General features: G+C 69.6%; 15 protein-coding genes. 6 read left to right on the forward strand and 9 right to left on the reverse strand.

The genetic code is table 11. The annotated features are described in order from the left end of the window. Positions 1-17 precede the first annotated feature (17 nt). The 9 genes from RAMLITH_RS01320 to RAMLITH_RS01360 form a co-directional block, all read right to left on the reverse strand. The gene (locus RAMLITH_RS01320; RefSeq protein WP_168105531.1) at positions 18-1,931 is read right to left on the reverse strand and encodes a cytochrome b N-terminal domain-containing protein; all 1,914 of its coding nucleotides are present in this window, start codon (positions 1,929-1,931) and stop codon (positions 18-20) included. Beyond that, the gene (locus RAMLITH_RS01325) at positions 1,928-3,376 is read right to left on the reverse strand and encodes a cbb3-type cytochrome c oxidase subunit I (protein WP_168105532.1); all 1,449 of its coding nucleotides are present in this window, start codon (positions 3,374-3,376) and stop codon (positions 1,928-1,930) included. The genes RAMLITH_RS01320 and RAMLITH_RS01325 overlap by 4 nt, the downstream gene beginning before the upstream one ends. Beyond that, positions 3,373-3,873 carry a hypothetical protein gene (locus RAMLITH_RS01330; protein WP_168105533.1) on the reverse strand — a complete coding sequence of 167 codons (501 nt, stop codon included), beginning with the start codon at positions 3,871-3,873 and terminating at the stop codon, positions 3,373-3,375. Before RAMLITH_RS01330 ends, RAMLITH_RS01325 begins: the two co-directional genes overlap by 4 nt. After that, positions 3,870-5,342, reverse strand: coding sequence for a hydrogenase iron-sulfur subunit (locus tag RAMLITH_RS01335; RefSeq protein WP_337786087.1), 1,473 nt, complete (start codon positions 5,340-5,342; stop codon positions 3,870-3,872). The genes RAMLITH_RS01330 and RAMLITH_RS01335 overlap by 4 nt, the downstream gene beginning before the upstream one ends. 67 nt (positions 5,343-5,409) lie before the next feature. Further along, complete coding sequence (locus RAMLITH_RS01340; RefSeq protein ID WP_168105535.1) at positions 5,410-6,255, reverse strand: SCO family protein; 846 nt, start codon at positions 6,253-6,255, stop codon at positions 5,410-5,412. Between the two features lie 16 nt (positions 6,256-6,271). Then, positions 6,272-7,171: a heme o synthase gene (gene cyoE, locus RAMLITH_RS01345; protein WP_168105536.1), complete on the reverse strand. Its 900-nt coding sequence runs from the start codon at positions 7,169-7,171 to the stop codon at positions 6,272-6,274. Positions 7,172-7,184: 13 nt separating this feature from the next. Next, complete coding sequence (locus RAMLITH_RS01350; RefSeq protein ID WP_168105537.1) at positions 7,185-8,918, reverse strand: cbb3-type cytochrome c oxidase subunit I; 1,734 nt, start codon at positions 8,916-8,918, stop codon at positions 7,185-7,187. Positions 8,919-8,931: 13 nt separating this feature from the next. Next, positions 8,932-9,471: a cupredoxin domain-containing protein gene (locus RAMLITH_RS01355; RefSeq protein ID WP_168105538.1), complete on the reverse strand. Its 540-nt coding sequence runs from the start codon at positions 9,469-9,471 to the stop codon at positions 8,932-8,934. Positions 9,472-9,481: 10 nt separating this feature from the next. Then, entirely contained in the window at positions 9,482-9,637 is a 156-nt protein-coding gene (locus RAMLITH_RS01360) for a hypothetical protein (protein WP_168105539.1), read from the reverse strand. Between the two features lie 141 nt (positions 9,638-9,778). Here RAMLITH_RS01360 and RAMLITH_RS01365 point away from each other — a divergent pair, with 141 nt between their 5' ends. The 6 genes from RAMLITH_RS01365 to RAMLITH_RS01390 all read left to right on the forward strand — a co-directional run bounded on the left by RAMLITH_RS01365 (position 9,779) and on the right by RAMLITH_RS01390 (position 14,674). Continuing rightward, entirely contained in the window at positions 9,779-10,714 is a 936-nt protein-coding gene (locus tag RAMLITH_RS01365) for a COX15/CtaA family protein (RefSeq protein WP_238343972.1), read from the forward strand. Between the two features lie 164 nt (positions 10,715-10,878). Beyond that, positions 10,879-11,172: a DUF2249 domain-containing protein gene (locus RAMLITH_RS01370; RefSeq protein WP_168105540.1), complete on the forward strand. Its 294-nt coding sequence runs from the start codon at positions 10,879-10,881 to the stop codon at positions 11,170-11,172. Between the two features lie 42 nt (positions 11,173-11,214). Next, positions 11,215-13,485: a nitric-oxide reductase large subunit gene (locus RAMLITH_RS01375; RefSeq protein WP_168105541.1), complete on the forward strand. Its 2,271-nt coding sequence runs from the start codon at positions 11,215-11,217 to the stop codon at positions 13,483-13,485. A 68-nt stretch (positions 13,486-13,553) separates the two neighbouring features. After that, positions 13,554-13,811 carry a DUF2249 domain-containing protein gene (locus RAMLITH_RS01380; protein WP_168105542.1) on the forward strand — a complete coding sequence of 86 codons (258 nt, stop codon included), beginning with the start codon at positions 13,554-13,556 and terminating at the stop codon, positions 13,809-13,811. A gap of 30 nt (positions 13,812-13,841) precedes the next feature. Next, positions 13,842-14,309: an RrF2 family transcriptional regulator gene (locus RAMLITH_RS01385; protein WP_168105543.1), complete on the forward strand. Its 468-nt coding sequence runs from the start codon at positions 13,842-13,844 to the stop codon at positions 14,307-14,309. Then, positions 14,306-14,674 (forward strand): metal-sulfur cluster assembly factor, encoded by a 369-nt coding sequence (locus tag RAMLITH_RS01390; RefSeq protein ID WP_168105544.1) that lies wholly within the window; start codon positions 14,306-14,308, stop codon positions 14,672-14,674. Before RAMLITH_RS01385 ends, RAMLITH_RS01390 begins: the two co-directional genes overlap by 4 nt. The last annotated feature ends 65 nt before the right edge of the window (positions 14,675-14,739 follow it).

The raw sequence follows: 14,739 nt of genomic DNA on the forward strand, positions 1-14,739 counted from the left end.
CGTTCGGATGTCCGCCTTCAAGCGGCCGCAGTCGCGCCGGCTGAAGGCAGGAAGGCATCCGAGAAGCACGCGTCCTCGCCCAGCCCGTGCGCCAGGAACGCCGGCACGGCCGTCTCCACCATCTTCAGCGACCCGCACACGTACACCTCGAAGCCGGTGAGGTCGCCATGGTCGGCCAGCATCGCCTCGTGCACGAGGCCGGTGCGGCCGGTCCATCCGTCTTCCGGCTGTGGCTCGGACAGCACCGGGATCACCTCGAAGTTGGGGTGCTCGCGCTGCCACTGCTGCGCCGCTTCGAGCAGGTACAGGTCGGCTCGCCGGCGAACGCCCCAGTACAGGCGCATCGGCCGCTGCACGCCGCGGTGGAACGCGTCCTCCAGGATGCTCTTGACGGGCGCGAAGCCCGTGGCGCCCGCGATGAACAGGATCGGCTTGCTGCTGTCCTGCAGGCTGAAGCTGCCAAGCGGTCCCTCGAAGCGCAAGGTGTCGCCGACCTGCATCGCGTCGAACACGTGGCCGGTGAAGCGGCCGCCCGGAATCCGGCGCACGTGCAGTTCGATGTGGTCGCGCTGGTGCGGCGGGTTGGCGAACGAGAAGGCGCGCCGCTGGCCGTCCTCCAGCACGATGTTGATGTACTGGCCCGCCGTGAATTCCGGCGGCGCGCCATCGGGCGCGACCAGCACCCGCATCACGTCGGCGGCCAGCAGTTCGAGCGCTGCCACCCGTCCGGTGCGCAGTTCGAGCGCGCCGGCCGGCGCCGCGACCAGGCCCTCGACTTCGATCACGACGTCCTCGGCCGGGACCGCGCAGCACATGAGCGCCTTGCCCTGCGCCTTGAGCGCGTCCGGCAGCGCGCTGCGCTGGTACGGCAGGTGCTCCACCCGCCCGTGTTCCACGCTGCACAGGCACTTGCCGCAGCCGCCGTTGCGGCACTCGTAAGGGAGCGCGAGGCCCTGCCGCAGGCCGCCTTCGAGCAAGGTCTCGCCTTCGCGCAGGTGCAGCTGGGTGGCCGCGCCGGCGGCACCGTGCACGACCACCAGCCGCTCGCGGCGCGCGCCGCGGCGGAACCTGGGTGGCAGCCACGGGAGGAGGACCAGCAGCGCGGTGCCGCCGAGCGCGAGCGCCCAGACCTGTCCCATCGGCCACGCGTTGATCAGCGGGAAGAGCGCGAGGTAGAACCAGTCGAGCTGGACGCTCGTCACGGCGCTGCCCAGGTCGGCGGCGCCGCCCTGGCTGCCGACCGGCTGCGCCAGCGACAGCGCCAGCAGCGTCGCCAGCAGGCTCCACACGATAGCCCGCGGCGGCGTGGTCCGGGCCTTGGGCACGCGCTGCACGTGCACCCACATCAGCAGCAGCACCAGCAGCGGCAGGCCGATATGGACGAACGACAGCAGGGAGAAGAAGCGGTCCCCCACGCTGCCGGCGTAGATGAAGTTGCGCATCAGCGTGCCGCCGAAGCTCGGTAGCCAGTCGAGCCACTCGAAGCTGCCGACGATGACGAACTGCGCCAGGCGGTCCCAGGGCAGCATGTAGCCGTTGATGCCGGAGGCGTAGACCATCCAGATCAGGATGACGCCGGTGAACCAGGAGAACCAGCGGAAACCGCGGTAATGGCCGAAGGCGAAGTGGCGCAGCAGGTGGACCAGCATCGTGACTACCATCGCGTCCGAGGCATAGCGATGCACGCTGCGCAGGATGCCGCCGGCGAACCACTGGCCGTGCGTCAGCGCCTCCACCGAGGCGTACGCCTCCGCGACCCCGGTTTCGAAGAACGCGTAGAGGTACAGCCCGCTCGCCCCCACCACCCAGAACAGGAAGAAGCTCATGGCCCCCAGGTGGTACAGCGGATTGAGGCGGTCGCCGAAGGCGCGGTTGAACACCGCTTCGGCCTGCATGAACGCCCATTGCAGCAGGGCCTGCAGCTGCTTCATCGGGTGGCGGCCTCCGGCATCCTGGCGCCGACCGCCGGACGGCGCATGGCGCGCAGCACGACCACCACGAACAGCAGCCCGCCGACGATGGCGATCGCGCCGCCCAGTCCCATCAGGCCCATGCCGGCGATTTCAGCCGGCGTGCGCAGTACCTGCTCGGCGCCCGCGACCTTGCGCTGCACGCCGTAGCCGCCGGACCATACCAGGCCGGTGATGTGCATCAACTGCCCGGCGGCGTACAACCAGGGCTGGCTGGTGGCCAGGCGCCCTTGCGGCGCCTGGTAGCCCAGCGCCGGCAGCAGCTTGTAGACCAGGCCCATCAGCGCCAGGGTCACGCCGACGATGCAGCCGTGGTAGTGCGCCGGGATGCGCACGTTGCTGCCGTTGATGAAGATCCCGATCACGCCGCCCGCCGCGAACAGCACCACCGAAGACAGCAGGGCCGCGCGCAGCGGCCGCGCGACGGCATCGGCTCGCGGCGCCGAAGCCAGCGCGACGACGACGGCGAGGGCCACCGGCAGGATCGCCACGCCGCCACCCAGGCGCATGGCCCAGGTCAGCAGCGAGCGGTGTTCCACCGACGCGATGTCGTGGGCGACGTAGGCCCAGGGCGTGACGAACACGCTGGCCATCGCCAGCCCGAACATCAGCACCGTGACGCGGGGGGTGAGCGGGATGCGGCCGCCGCAGTCATTCGCCAGCCACAGCCAGGCGGCCAGCATCAGCAGCGTCCACGTGAACTGCAGCACGTGGCCGCCGCCCCAGAACAGGATCTCGTAGTAGGCCTTGCCGCCGAGGTCGCCCGGCAGCACCGCGTACGACCAGCCGAAGGCCAGCAATGCGACCGCGGTGGAAACGGCCGCGGCGTTGAGGCCGAAGCGCAGCGCCCCGCGGCCGTCGAACTGCAGGCCCAGCCGCGGCGCGTTCAACAGGCTGACCAGCACCAGGACGCCCACGCCGGCCGCGAACAGTACCAGGCCGCCCATGAACAGCGGGCTGGTCAGCACCGGGATGTAGTTGGCCATGATGGCCTCGCCGGTGGAAAGGAAGGGTGACAGGGCCATGCCGCCCGCACCGGCGCCGGCCAGCGCGAGCGCCGACCACTGCCAGCCCAGCCGGGCGCGCGAGCCGTTCAGGCTCCACAACATGCCGGCCAGCGCCATGAACCAGACCAGTACCGACAGGTCGACGTGCACCACCAGCGAAACGTGGAACAGGTCGGCCACGGGCAGCAGCGTGTTGATGCCCGGCGTGCGCGAGAGCACCAGCAGGACCGAGAACAGGCCGGAGCCGATCAGCGCGGCCAGGCCGAGCCAGAGCCAGCCGCGGGCCAGCGCCAGGCGCTCGTCGCGCGGCACGGCCACGCTGTAGTCGGCGCCGGCCAGCACGGCCGGCAACGGCAGGCGGGCGTCCGGGGTGAAGGCAGATGCGGGCAATGCGCTCATGACAGCGTGATACCTCCCTTTTCCGCGTCGAAGTCGATGACCAGCACCTGGGCCGGCTTCAGCGTCACCGTCGCTTCGCGCGTGTGGTTGAAATCGGCACCGGCCTTGTCGCGCAGCCGCACCGCGATCCGGTGCTGCCCGGCCGGCACCTGCAGCCGGTGATAGACCGAGGACGGGCCGTCGCGCGACAGCCCCGAAGGAACGGCTTCGTGCCGGTACACGGTGGCGCCGTCCAGGACGACCTCGATCGCCACCGGCGCGCGTTCGCGCTGGCACTTCATCGGGGTGCGCATGTTGGGTGCCAGCTTCGCCAGCTCCTCGGCGGTATGGGGCCGGCATTCGGCGACCCGTTGCCCGTGGTGGATGAAGCTCACCTTGACCTGGGCCTGGCCGGGGGCCAGCGGGCGGTAGCTCGGCCAGGTGGAGAAGACGCCGATCACCAGCGCAAAGAGTCCATACAGCAGGACCTGGCCGGCCCAGGTCATCGCGCGGGTCATGCGGGCACCTCCGTTGCAATCCGTGGCGCAGCGGCGCCACGCAGCGCCTGGAGCGCCGCGTGCAGCCGGTCTTCGTCGCCGGCGTCGGCCCAGGCGGTGGCCCAGCGTGTGCGGTCGACGGCGCGGCGCAGGTGCGGCTCGCGCGCGCCGTCGAGCCGCTCGTGCGTCCAGCGCTGGCCGAGGCGGAACTCGCAGGCGCCGGGACGGCAGCCGGCGACGAGGACGCTGCCGGCGCCGGCGCGCAACGCGTACTCGACGAACGCCGGCGGCAGCATCCCGGTGCAAGGCAGGCTCAACGCCAGCACGCCCGGCCCCGCCACTGCGTCGACGCGGGCACCGCAGTCGCAGCCGAAGACGACCGTCGGCTGCTCGCCGCGCAGCGCGGCCAATCCTGCAGCCAGCCGCCGGCGCAGCGCATCGATCGGCCACTGCGGCATGTCGATGCCCGTCACCAGCGCGGCGGCGCCGCGGAACGGCGTCGAGGACGGGCACGAGCCGACGCAGATGCCGCAGCTGGCGCACAGGTCGGGGTCGACGACCGCCAGTTGCGACCGGCCGTTGGGGTGCGGCGCCATCGTGATGGCCGCGTACGGGCAGTCCTCGACACAGCGGCGGCAGCCGTTGCAGTGCGCCGGATCGACGACCGCGACCTGGGCGCGGGCGCGCCGGTGCAGCCAGGGGAGGGCGAACAGGCCTCCGATCGCCAGCGCGACGGCGGCCCACACGGCGCCGTCGGAAGTCGCCTCGGCCAGCGGATGGATGAACAGCAGGAACCAGTCCAGGGACAGCGACTCGGGCACCAGCCGCAGGTCGGCCGGTCCCTGGCTGCGCACCGGCCAGGCGAGCGCGAGCGCCAGCAGCACGCCGACGCTGCCCAGCGCCAGCGCCCGCGGCGGAAACACGGCGGCGCGGCTGATGCGCTGGACGTGGAACCAGAGGCCGAACACCAGCAGCAGCGGCACGCCCAGGTGCACGAACACGAACAGCGAGAAGAGCCGGTCGCTGACGGCGCCGCCCAGGAAGTTGCGCGCCAGGGGCGAGGCGAGGAATGGCAGGGCGTCCAGCCACTCCGCCGTCGCGATGGCGGAGAACTGGCCAAGGCGGTCCCAGTTCAGCCAGAAGCCACCGATGCCGCAGACGAACGCGAGCGGGATCAGCGGCACGCCGGTGAGCCACGAGAAGCGGCGAAAGCCGTGGAAGCGGCCGAACAGCCACTCGCGCGCCAGGTGCGCCAGCGTGAGGACGACGAAGGCGTCGGCCGCGTAGCGGTGCAGCCCGCGCAGGATGCTTCCGGGGCCGAACCGGGCCCGGGAGAACTCGTCGATGGAGCGGTACGCGCCTTGCGCCGAGGTATCGAGCATGGCGTACAGCACGATGCCCGTTCCGGCCAGCAGCCACAGCATGAGAAAGGCCAGCGCGCCAAGGTGCTTCAGGGGATTCACCGCGGCGCCGAAGGCGCCGTCGAACACATGTTCCAGGTGTCGCCAGCCTGCGGCGGGTGTCCGGGAAATAGGGGGCGCACAGGACATCGAAGCGTCAGGCAGCCACGTGATTGCGCCGTGCCCGCCGGCGCGTGCGCCACTCGTTGAGCATGTAGAGGGCCAGGGCGATGATGAAGGTCAGGCCCCCGGCGGCTTCCAGCGCCAGGGCGTAGTCGACGCGGTAGGTACCGGTTTCCGGGTCGTACACGGTGCAAAGCAGCCGCACCTGGTCGATCAGGTCGGCCAGTGGCGTCGAGGGTGACAACGGGACGCCGACCAGCAGGTCCTTCATCGGCTCGCCCAGCGCGTCGGCGGGCACCTTGTCGCCGTACACCTGGCGCACGATGCGGCCCTGCGCGTCGACCAGCGAGACCTGCAGGACGTGCTCGAAGCCGGCCGGCGTGGCCTCGTAGCGGAAGCCGAACTCGCGCGTGAGCTGGTCGACCGCCGCCGGCGGCGGGCTGAGGAAGTCCCAGTTCGGCCGGCTGATGCGGTGCTGGGCGGCAAATGCCTTCATCGCCTGGGGCGAATCGGCGGGCTGGTTGAAGCCGATGCTGATCACGTTGAACTGGTTGTCTCCGAAGCGCCCTTGCAGCGCGCGCACCGTTTCGTCGAGCGACCGGGTCGTGGTGGGGCACACCTGGAAGCAGCCGGTGTAGATGAAGCTCACCAGCAGCGGCTTGCCGCGGTAGGACGACAGGCGCACCGGCCGGCTTTCGCGGTCCAGCAGGGTGTGGTCGCCGATGGTGCGTCCCAGCGCCGCCTGGCTGGCGGCGATCGCGGTCTTCTGGTCGAGCGCCGGAGCAGGCGGCGACTCCTGCCCGAGCAGCACCGCCGGGAGCAGCGCCAGCGCTGCCCCGAGTGCGATGGCCGCCAGTCGCCGCAACCCGCCGCTGTTCATCGTGGTCGCCGTTTCGTCAGCGCAGCAGGCCGTCGATGGTGGCCGCGACCAGCAGCGCGCTCAGCTGCACCAGTGACGCGAAGAAGGAACCCATCGCCGTGGCCCGTGCCGGCGCGCGGGCGAGCAGCCAGGACTTGCGCAGGAAGTGTGCGCCGCCGCCGGCGGCGCCGATGGCGTACACCGGCCCCGCGCCGAACGCCAGCGGCAGCAGCGACGCCGCGACCAGCGCCACCGTGCTGTAGAACACGATCCGGGCGGCGCGCTGCGCACCGACCACCACCGGCAGCATCGGCACGCCCGCCGCCTCGTAGTCGGCCGAGTTGGCGATCGCGAGGCTCCAGAAATGGGGCGGCGTCCACAGGAACAGCACCAGCGCCAGCAGCAGGGGCAGCGGGCCCAGCGCGGGGTCCGCCGCCGCGCCGCCGGCCAGCACGGCGAAGCTGCCGGCCAGGCCGCCGATCACGATGTTCCAGGCGCTGCGGCGCTTGAGCCATACCGTGTAGACCACGGCGTAGAAGAACGCGCCCAGGAAGACGTACACCGCCGCCGCCGCGTTCAGCGTGAACCAGGCCGCCGCGACGGCGCCGGCGAGCAGCGCCGCGATCAGCGCGAGCCACGCCGGGTGGTGCGGCAGCGCGCCGGTCACGAACGCGCGGCGCCGGGTGCGCGCCATCAGCCGGTCGCTCTCGTGCTCCACGTACTGGTTGAAGGCGCCGGCGGCCGCGGAGGCCACCAGTACCGACAGCGCCAGCACCAGCACCTGTCCAGGGCCGAGCGCCGCACCCGGCGTCACCGCCAGGCCGACCAGCGCCGTCACCATGATCAGCACGCCGATGCGCAGCTTGAACAGCGAGAGCACGTCCCGCGCCACCTGGGCGGTGCGGTGCCCGCCGCGCACGATTGTGGTCGTGTTCATGGCCAACCCTTCCTCAGCTGAGGCCCCAGAGCTGGCCGAGGTACTTCCAGTTGATGAAGTAGTACAGCACGAAGGCCACCAGGAACAGCATCGCCAGCACGAAGGTGCCCGGTGCGGCGAAACCGGCGGAGCCGTAGGTCTGGGCCGCCGCGCTGGGCGCAGTGCGCGGGATCGGCGTGAAGGTCGGGCTGACCTTGCCTTGCTCCAGCTTCTTGCCCCACAGGATCGAGCCGACGGTGATCCAGATGTACAGGCCGCCGCCGGCGATCGCGGCGACGCCGGCGATGCCGACCAGCCCCATCATCAGGTAGGCGGCGCCGGGCCACTCGTACCCCAGGGCCGCGCCGGAAAGCGCCATGTCCCAGTGGCGGCGCGACACGCCCAGCGTCCCCGCGCCCATCATCACCAGGCAGAAGAAGTACATCGACAGGCCGAACAGGTAGGGCTGGATCTTCGCCAGGCCGGGCACGATCATCTCGCGCTTGAACAGCACCGGGATCAGGAAGTACGTCAGCGCCATGAACGACAGCGTCGTGCCCACCACCACCGTGGCGTGGAAGTGGCCCGGGACGTAGATCGTGTTGTGGATCAGCATGTTCAGCTGTTCGGTGCCCATCATCACGCCCGAGATGCCGCCCAGGAAGCCGAAGCCGATGATCGAGATGAACACGCCGGAGAACACCGGGTTGCCCCAGGGCGCCTTGCGCAGCCACTCGAACAGGCCCTTGTTGTAGCCCTTCTGGCGCTGCGCGACCTCGATCGCGCCGGGAATCGTGAGGCCGTGGATCATCGAAGCCAGCACCGCGAAGTACATGAAGTAGCTGGTGTTGACGATCTTCCAGCCCGTCGACATGCCGGGGTCGGCCAGCAGGTGGTGCGCGCTCGCCAGTTGCAGGAACAGGATGTAGAGCAGGAAGGCGCCGCGGCTGACGCGCTCGGACATCGGCTTGGCGCCGAAGGCGATGGCGGCGACGGCATACCAGATCGAGATGTGCGCGGCGACGTTGATCTGCTGCGACGAGTGGCCGAAGGCCCACCAGATGGTGCGGTAGATCAGCGGATCGACGTTCTGGATCCAGCCGATCGACATCAGGAACGTGGGGATCAGGATGATCGCGCCGGAGGCGATGGTGAACACCGCGATGATGGCGGCGGTGATGGCGCCGAAAGTCACCAGGGGCACCGAGCCTTCGTAGGTCTTGTCGCGCCTGGCGATCACGAGCGTGCCGAAGAACACGAAGCAGCCGATCAGCGCGCCCACGGCGAACAGGATCAGGCCCAGGTAGAACCAGGGCGAGGCCATCATCGGCACGTACGAGGTCATCATCACGCTGGAGCCGCCCTGGAACACGGCGACGTTGTTCATCACGGCGCCTACCAGCATCAGCGCGAATGCGAGCCAGGCGAATTTCGGCGTGGCGAGCCGGCAGCGCAGCAGCGTCGAGGAGCAGAAGTACAGGACGGCGATCTCGAAGAAGATGATCCAGAAGATCAGCATGTCGATGCCGTGTGCCGTGAGCACCATGTAGAAGGTGTCGGCGGCCAGCCAGTGCACGGCGGGCCAGCGCGTCAGCACCACGCCGATGGCCAGGATGCCGCCGACCAGGAGCGCCACGACGGCGATCACGGCGTTGGCGATCATCAGGCGCTCGGCCTGCAACTCGAACTGGAGGCCGGACCGGGGGCAGGTGCGGTAGGTGGTCCCCGGAAACGACGGGGTCGCGGGGAGCGGAAGTGTCGCGGACATGTTGTTCTGCCCCTTACTTGACGTAGATGCGGCCGATCATCGAGTGATGATTGATGCCGCAGTATTCGTTGCAGACGATCGAGAACGTGCCGGACTGGTTCGGAGTCACCTTGATCACGTGCTCGTAGCCGGGCACCACCTGGATGTTGATGTTCTGCGGCTGCAGCGAGAAGCCGTGGTTGTAGTCCATGGCCGTCAGGTGCAGCTTGTAGGTCTTGTCCTTTTCCAGCTCGAGGATCGGCCACCAGCTCCACAGGCGGGCCACCAGGTAGACGTCGCTGCCGGGCGGCGGCGCGACCACCGGAACCTTCTGGTCGGTCTCCGTGCGCACGGTGTACTTGTCGACCACCGCCTGGGCCTTGGCCGAGAACTTCTCCGGCGTGGTCTTGTAGGTCTCCGTCGACAGGTTCTGCTTCCCGTAGGCGTGCCAGTAGATCATCATGAAGAACATCACCATGCACCACACGAAGGCGATGGCGATCCAGGTGCCCTCGACCCGGTCGAGGGGGTGTTTCCACCACAGCCGTTCCGCGGGCGGGAGAATGGCGCTCATGGGTCGCTCCTTACTTCGCCAGGGGAATGGTGAGGATGTCGACCACGCCCCACAGCGTGTAGACGACCATGGGGATCAGCACTCCGAGGAAGAGCAGCAGGAACGGGTTGTCCAGAAGCTGCTGTATCAACGGCACGTCGCCGGTTTCCGTGTCTTCGCTGCTCATCTCGTCTCCTCTTGGTGGGTTGCGGGTGAGCGGATGCTGGCGGCACGTTTCTGACGCGTATTTGATCTAGCGCAAAGGTGCCATCGCAAGGCACCTTCACTGCGGGCAAACCCTGAGGGAGCGCCGTCTAGCATGGACGCCATGGACACACCCGGCCGACGCATGACCCTGCTGCGAACGATGGCAATCGCCTGCGCCGTGCTGGTCCTGGCGATCACCAGCCTGAGCGCCTTCATCCGCCTGTCGCGCGCCGGGCTCGGCTGCGAGCCCTGGCCGCAGTGCCAGGCACAGGTGCTGCTCGAAGCGAAGCAGGGCGCCGTGACGGCCCCGGGCGGGGCCGTCGCGGCCGCGCGCATCGCCCACCGCATCACGGCCGTGGGGGCGCTGCTGCTGGTGGTCGCGATGCTGATGACGGCCTACGCGTCGTCGCCGCCGCTCGCGCGGCAGGGCCGGCTCGTCGTCGCCTTGCTCGGCCTGGCCGTCTTCCTGGCCGTGCTCGGCCGCATGACCGCGGATTCGCGGCTGCCGGCCGTGGTGCTGGGCAACCTGCTGGCCGGCCTCGCGATGTTCGCCGTCAGCTGGCGGCTCGTGGCCGCCACGCGGCCGGCCGGCGGTGCGACGCCGCCGGACACGGCATGGGTGCGGCTGGCGCTGGCGCTGCTGGCCGTGCAGATCATGCTCGGCGGACTGGTGAGTGCCGCCCACGCGGGTTCCAGTTGTCCGGGGCTGGCCGGCTGCGACCTCGGCGCGGCGTCCTGGCAGGCGTTCAACCCGTGGCACGAGCCCGACCCCGGCGCCGCTGCCGGCGCCGGCGCGCTGCTGCACATGGCGCACCGCGCGGCGGGGATCCTGACGGCCATCGTGGTGGGGACCGTCGGTTTCGCGGCCTGGCGGCGCGGCCACCGCGCCGGTGCGCTCGCAGTGGGCCTCGTCGTGCTGGAACTTGCCGCCGGCGCCGCACTGGTCGCCCGGTCGACGCCGCTGGCGCTCGCGCTCGCGCACAACGTCCTCGCGGCGCTGCTCCTGGCCGCGGTCGCGAGCCTCCTGCCGGACCGGCGCCCGCCGCACGGCGGTTGAAGCGGGCGGCGTAGCCGCCTTGCGTGTGGGGAATTGACATCCCTCACGCCAGGCTCAGGCACAGGCGCCCGAAGCTTGATCCACGTCAAATTTGGCGGCCGGGGTGCTGACTACATTAGGTGCATCTGAAATGCACCTTTAACCGCCTTCCAACAGGAGCCCCCATGAACCAGACCGCGACCGCCACCACGCTCGACGTGCGCGTGCTCCCCTGCGAGCAGCGCCGCGAACTGATCTTTTCGACCTTCGACGGCCTCGCCGCCGGCGGGTCGATGGAAATCGTCAACGACCACGACATCAAGCCGCTGCAAGGCGTCTTCGAGAACCTGGTGCCGGGCAAGTTCTCCTGGGAATACCTGCAGAAAGGCCCCGACCTCTGGCGCGTCGCGATCACCAAGATCGGCGCGGCCCGCACCGGCGGCCAGTGCTGCGGCTCCTGCGGCGGCGACGGCCACTGACCCGAATCCACACCATCTTCTTTTGAGCAACAGGAACAAGCGATGAATTCGACGAAACGGCTCTGGCGCTGGCTGGGCCTCATTTTCGTGCTCTCGTTCGCCGCGCTGGGGTATCTCGGCTGGCAGATCTATCTCGAGAAGCCGCCGATCCCGGCGGCGGTCGTCACCACGAACGGTGACGTGCTCTTCACCGGCGAGCAGGTCGAGCGCGGCCAGCAGGCCTGGCGCTCCGCCGGCGGCCAGCAGCTGGGCACCGTGTGGGGCCACGGCAGCTACGTCGCGCCCGACTGGTCGGCCGACTGGCTGCACCGCGAAGCCGTTGCGCTGCAACGGATCCTGGCCAGGCAGAAAGCCAAGGGTGAACTGGGCACCGCCGACCAGGCCGGCGTGGACGCCGTGATGCGCGAGCAGATGCGCACCAACACCTATGACCAGGCCACCGGCAAGGTCACGGTGTCGCCCGAGCGCGCCCAGGCCATCCGGGAAGTCGCCGGCCACTACGACGCGCTGTTCGGCAACGACCAGTCGCTCGTCAAGCTGCGCGAACAGTACGCGATGCAGGAAGGCGCGCTGCCCGACGCGAAGGACCGCCAGGCGCTGACGGCCTTCTTCTTCTGGAGCTCGTGGGCCGCGTCCACCGACCGCCCGGGCGAGACCAACCTCTCGTACACCAGCAACTGGCCGCACGAGCCGCTGGTGGGCAACACGCTGACCGGCTCCGCCGCCATCTGGTCGATGGTCTCGATCATCCTGCTGCTGGCCGGCATCGCCGCGATGCTGTGGTTCCATGGCGGCCAGCGCCACGAGGAAGAGCCCGCCGTGCCCAAGCAGGATCCGCTGGTGACTGCCAAGGCCACGCCTTCCATGAAGGCCACCCGCAAGTACTTCTTCGCCGTCGTCGGCCTGATCCTGCTGCAGATCGCCATGGGCGTCGTGACGGCCCACTACGCGGTCGAGGGCGATGCGTTCTTCGGCATCCCGCTGGCCGAACTGCTGCCGTACGTCGTCAGCCGCACCGTGCACACCCAGGTCGGCATCTTCTGGATCGCCACCGCCTGGCTGGCCACGGGCCTCTACATCGCGCCGCTGCTCTCGGGCAAGGAACCGAAGTTCCAGAAGCTGGGCGTCGACGTCCTGTTCTGGGCGCTGATCGCGATCGTCGTGGGCTCCACCGCCACCGGCTGGCTCGGCACGCTGCAGCGCAGCGGCGCGGACTTCAGCTTCTGGCTGGGCAACCAGGGCCTCGAATTCACGTCGATGGGCCGCGTCTGGCAGATCCTGCTGTTCGTCGGCCTGCTGTTCTGGGCCTTCCTGCTCGGCCGCGCCCTGTGGCCCGCGCTGATGAAGCCGTCCGAGTCGCGCGGCCTGATCGCGATGGTGTTCCTGTCGGCGACCTGCATCGGCGGCTTCTACGCCACGTCCCTGACCTGGGGCCAGACGACGCACTACTCGATGGTCGAATACTGGCGCTGGTGGCTGGTCCACCTGTGGGTGGAAGGCTTCTTCGAAGTGTTCGCCACCGCCGTCATCGCGCTGATCTTCAGCCGCATCGGCCTGGTGCGCGGCGAGAGCGCCAACCGCGCCATCGTCGCCGAGACCATCGTGTTCCTGTTCGGCGGCATCCTGGGCACGCTGCACCACCTGTACTTCACCGGCACGCCGACCTCGGTGATCGCCGTCGGCGCCGTCTTCTCCGCGCTCGAAGTGGTGCCGCTGACGCTGATCGGCCTGGAGGCGTTGCAGACGTGGCGCCGTGCCGGCAGCGCGCCCTGGCTGCAGGCCTACAAGTGGCCGATCCTGTGCTTCGTCGCGGTGGGCTTCTGGAACACCGTCGGCGCCGGCCTGCTCGGCTTCGCCATCAACCCGCCGGCTGCGCTGTACTACGTGCAGGGCCTGAACATGACGGCCGCCCACGGCCACGCCGCCCTGTTCGGTGTCTACGGCATGCTGGGCATCGGCCTGATGCTGTTCTGCCTGCGCGGCCTGTATGCCCGCAACCTGCATGCCGACCGGCTGCTCGCGCCTGCCTTCTGGGGCCTCAACATCGGCCTGGCGATGATGGTGTTCATGTCGCTGCTGCCGGCCGGCATCTACCAGGCCGCCGCCGCGATCGACAAGGGCCTGTGGTACGCCCGCTCGCCGGAGATCATCCACTCCGGCGTGATGGAAGCGCTGGTGTGGCTGCGCGTGCCGGGCGACCTGGTGTTCGCCGGCGGCGCCGCGGTGCTCGCGATCTACGCGCTGCGGCTGCTGCGCCGCCCGGACGGCGAACGCGGGTCGGACCTCGCGGTTCCCGCCGGAGCCAAGTCCTGATGACGTGACGGGCCGGCGCCAGCCGGCCCATTTCATTTCCGTTAGACAATCGAACCAAGGAGAGCGTGATGAGTAGTTGTTCCATTCCCGTGGTCAACGGCGTACATCCCTTCGACGCGCGCGGGGTCGCCAAGCGTTTCCGCCATGCCGCCATCTTCGGCGCGCTGCAGAGCCTGCACCAGGGCGAGACCATGCGCTTCGGCAACGACCACGATCCGCTGCCGCTGCTGGCCCAGCTGCAGCAGCATTTCGGCGACGCCATCGGCATCGAATACGTGCGCCGCGAACCCGGCGAGATCGTGATCGACTTCAAGGTGCTCGCGTAACTTCGACCTGAACCAACCGGGGCTGCCGCCATGAAGCTCACTTCCTTTACCGACTACAGCCTGCGCGTGCTGATCTACCTGGCGGCGCAGCCGAAGCGCCGCGCCACGATCGCCGCGATCGCGACCAGCTTCGAGGTGTCCGAGAACCACCTGACCAAGGTGGTCCATTTCCTCGGGAAGGCCGGCTGGCTGGCGAACGTCCGCGGCAAGGGCGGCGGGCTGGAACTGGCGATGCCGCCGGAGCTGATCAAGGTGGGCCAGGTCGTGCGCGGCACCGAGGGCGGCTCGGTGCCGGCCGAGTGCTTCGGCTCCACCGGCGGCCAGTGCTGCATCGCCGGCATCTGCCGGCTGAGCGACGTGCTCGCCGAGGCGGTGGCCGCCTTCTACGACACCCTGGACCGGTACACACTGGCGGACCTGGTGCACAACCGCAAGGAACTGGCCGCCATCATGTTCATCGACGAGCAACCCGCGCCGGCCCCGAGGAAAGCCGCATGAAGACACTGGACGACTTCGCTTCGCAGGACGGCCCCGAGCAGGAGCCGTATCCGTACGCGGGACCGGAAGAACTGCGCGATCCGATCCGCCAGGCGCTCACGCGCGTGGTGGACCCGGAGGTAGCGATGAGCATCGTCGACGTCGGGCTGGTCTACGGCGTCGACGTCGGCGACGACAAGGTTCACGTGAAGGTCACGATGACGTCGGCCGCCTGTCCGGTCACCGACGTGATCCTCGACGACATCGAGCGCGAGCTGGACAAGGTGGCCCCGGCGCACATGGTCGTGCAGCTCGAACTGGTGTGGGATCCGCCGTGGACCATGGATCGCATGAGCGACCGGGCCCGCCGGTTCATGGGCTGGTGATGGCCCGCGCCAGCCTGCGGCCACGGCGGCAGCACCCCGCCCCGGCGGCCGCGGTGGCCCGCACA

Source organism: Ramlibacter lithotrophicus, assembly GCF_012184415.1.
GTDB lineage: Bacteria > Pseudomonadota > Gammaproteobacteria > Burkholderiales > Burkholderiaceae_C > Ramlibacter > Ramlibacter lithotrophicus.